The following is a 2500-nucleotide window of genomic DNA, read 5'->3' as shown; positions in this document are numbered from 1 at the left end:
TTACTGGAGGGCCGAACCCACATCTGTTGAAAAAGATCGGGATGAGCTGTGCCTAGGGGTGAAAGGCCAATCAAACTCGGAGATAGCTGGTTCTCTGCGAAATCTATTTAGGTAGAGCGTCAACCGAATACTCCCGGGGGTAGAGCACTGGATGGGTAATGGGGCCCCACAGGCTTACTGATCCTAACCAAACTCCGAATACCGGGAAGTACTAGTTGGCAGACACACGGCGGGTGCTAACGTCCGTCGTGGAGAGGGAAACAACCCTGACCTACAGCTAAGGCCCCTAATTCATGGCTAAGTGGGAAAGCAGGTGGGACGACCAAAACAACCAGGAGGTTGGCTTAGAAGCAGCCATCCTTTAAAGATAGCGTAACAGCTCACTGGTCTAATTTAAGTTGTCCTGCGGCGAAGATGTAACGGGGCTCAAGCCATGAGCCGAAGCTTAGGATGTGCACTTCGGTGCACGTGGTAGCAGAGCGTAGTGTGACATAGTTCCATTCCTCCTTAGTTCCTTCGGGAACATTGGAGGATCGGAGCTTTCTGTGAAGCCCGGGCGTGAGCCATCGGGTGGAGAGATCACTAGTGAGAATGATGACATGAGTAGCGACAAACAGGGTGAGAGACCCTGTCGCCGAAAGTCCAAGGGTTCCTGCTTAAAGCTAATCTGAGCAGGGTAAGCCGACCCCTAAGGCGAGGCCGAAAGGCGTAGTCGATGGGAACCAGGTTAATATTCCTGGGCCATGAGGTGGTGACGGATCTCGAAGGTAGTTCATCCTTATCGGATTGAATGGGCTGCTGAGAGGTTCCTGGAAATAGCCCCTCTATAAGATCGTACCCTAAACCGACACAGGTGGACTGGTAGAGAATACCAAGGCGCTTGAGAGAACGATGTTGAAGGAACTCGGCAAAATACCTCCGTAAGTTCGCGAGAAGGAGGCCCAGTTTCTACGCAAGTATTGACTGGGGGCACAAACCAGGGGGTGGCGACTGTTTACTAAAAACACAGGGCTCTGCGAAGTCGCAAGACGACGTATAGGGTCTGACGCCTGCCCGGTGCCTGAAGGTTAAAAGGAGGAGTGCAAGCTCCGAATTGAAGCCCAGGTAAACGGCGGCCGTAACTATAACGGTCCTAAGGTAGCGAAATTCCTTGTCGGGTAAGTTCCGACCTGCACGAATGGCGTAACGACTTCCCCGCTGTCTCCAACATCGACTCAGCGAAATTGAATTGCCTGTCAAGATGCAGGCTTCCCGCGGTTAGACGGAAAGACCCCGTGCACCTTTACTACAGCTTCGCACTGGCTTCAGGCACAACATGTGCAGGATAGGTGGTGGGCTTTGAACTCAGGACGCCAGTTCTGAGGGAGCCTCCCTTGAGATACCACCCTTGTTCTGCTTGAAGTCTAACCGCGGTCCGTTATCCGGATCCGGGACCCTGCGTGGCGGGTAGTTTGACTGGGGCGGTCGCCTCCCAAAGAGTAACGGAGGCGCGCGAAGGTTGGCTCAGAGCGGTCGGAAATCGCTCGTTGAGTGCAATGGCAGAAGCCAGCCTGACTGCGAGACTGACAAGTCGAGCAGAGTCGAAAGACGGCCATAGTGATCCGGTGGTCCCGAGTGGAAGGGCCATCGCTCAACGGATAAAAGGTACGCCGGGGATAACAGGCTGATGGTGCCCAAGAGTCCATATCGACGGCACCGTTTGGCACCTCGATGTCGGCTCATCTCATCCTGGGGCTGGAGCAGGTCCCAAGGGTACGGCTGTTCGCCGTTTAAAGAGGTACGTGAGCTGGGTTTAGAACGTCGTGAGACAGTTCGGTCCCTATCTGCCGTGGGTGTAGGATACTTGAGAGGAGTTGCCCCTAGTACGAGAGGACCGGGGTGAACGATCCACTGGTGGACCAGTTGTTATGCCAATAGCAGTGCTGGGTAGCTATGATCGGACAGGATAACCGCTGAAGGCATCTAAGCGGGAAGCCCCCCTCAAAACAAGGTATCCCTGAGGACCGTGGAAGACCACCACGTCAATAGGCCGGAGATGTAAGCGCAGCAATGCGTTCAGTTGACCGGTACTAATCGTCCGATAGGCTTGATTTGATCCAGTAGAAGACAGTTCTACTGACAAACCAAAGCATACTTACACCACAATACGCACACAGTCGTACGCGACTTGGATTACTGATGTTCGAACGAGCTTCTTTCTCGGTTTGGTGGTCATAGCACGAGTGAAACACCCGATCCCATCCCGAACTCGGCCGTTAAGCACCGTTGCGCCGATGGTACTGCGTCTTAAGACGTGGGAGAGTAGGTCACCGCCAAACCTAGTAAGAAGCTCTGCTGAGCCATCCAAAAAATGGCCAGCCTAATCTCTCTATCGATGACACCCCAGATCAAACTCCAAAAGACCTGGGACCAAATTGGCGCGGGATGGAGCAGCCCGGTAGCTCGTCAGGCTCATAACCTGAAGGTCGTAGGTTCAAATCCTACTCCCGCAACCAATATT

The 2500-nt window shown here is 53.7% G+C and carries 1 tRNA gene and 2 rRNA genes (1 of these 3 cut by a window edge); all 3 read left to right on the top strand.

Going from position 1 to position 2500, the window contains the following annotated elements:
• Positions 1–2094 (top strand): 23S ribosomal RNA (locus MN188_RS17490) (it extends 741 nt beyond the left edge of the window).
• A 109-nt stretch (positions 2095–2203) separates the two neighbouring features.
• A 5S ribosomal RNA gene (gene rrf / locus MN188_RS17485) occupies positions 2204–2318 on the top strand.
• A 100-nt stretch (positions 2319–2418) separates the two neighbouring features.
• A tRNA-Met gene (locus MN188_RS17480) sits at positions 2419–2495 on the top strand.
• Positions 2496–2500: the final 5 nt, after the last annotated feature.

Origin of the sequence: Aliiroseovarius subalbicans (assembly GCF_022678625.1) — a bacterium.
Classification (GTDB): Bacteria; Pseudomonadota; Alphaproteobacteria; order Rhodobacterales; family Rhodobacteraceae; genus Aliiroseovarius_A; species Aliiroseovarius_A subalbicans.
This window is presented reverse-complemented; position numbering and strand designations above follow the sequence as displayed.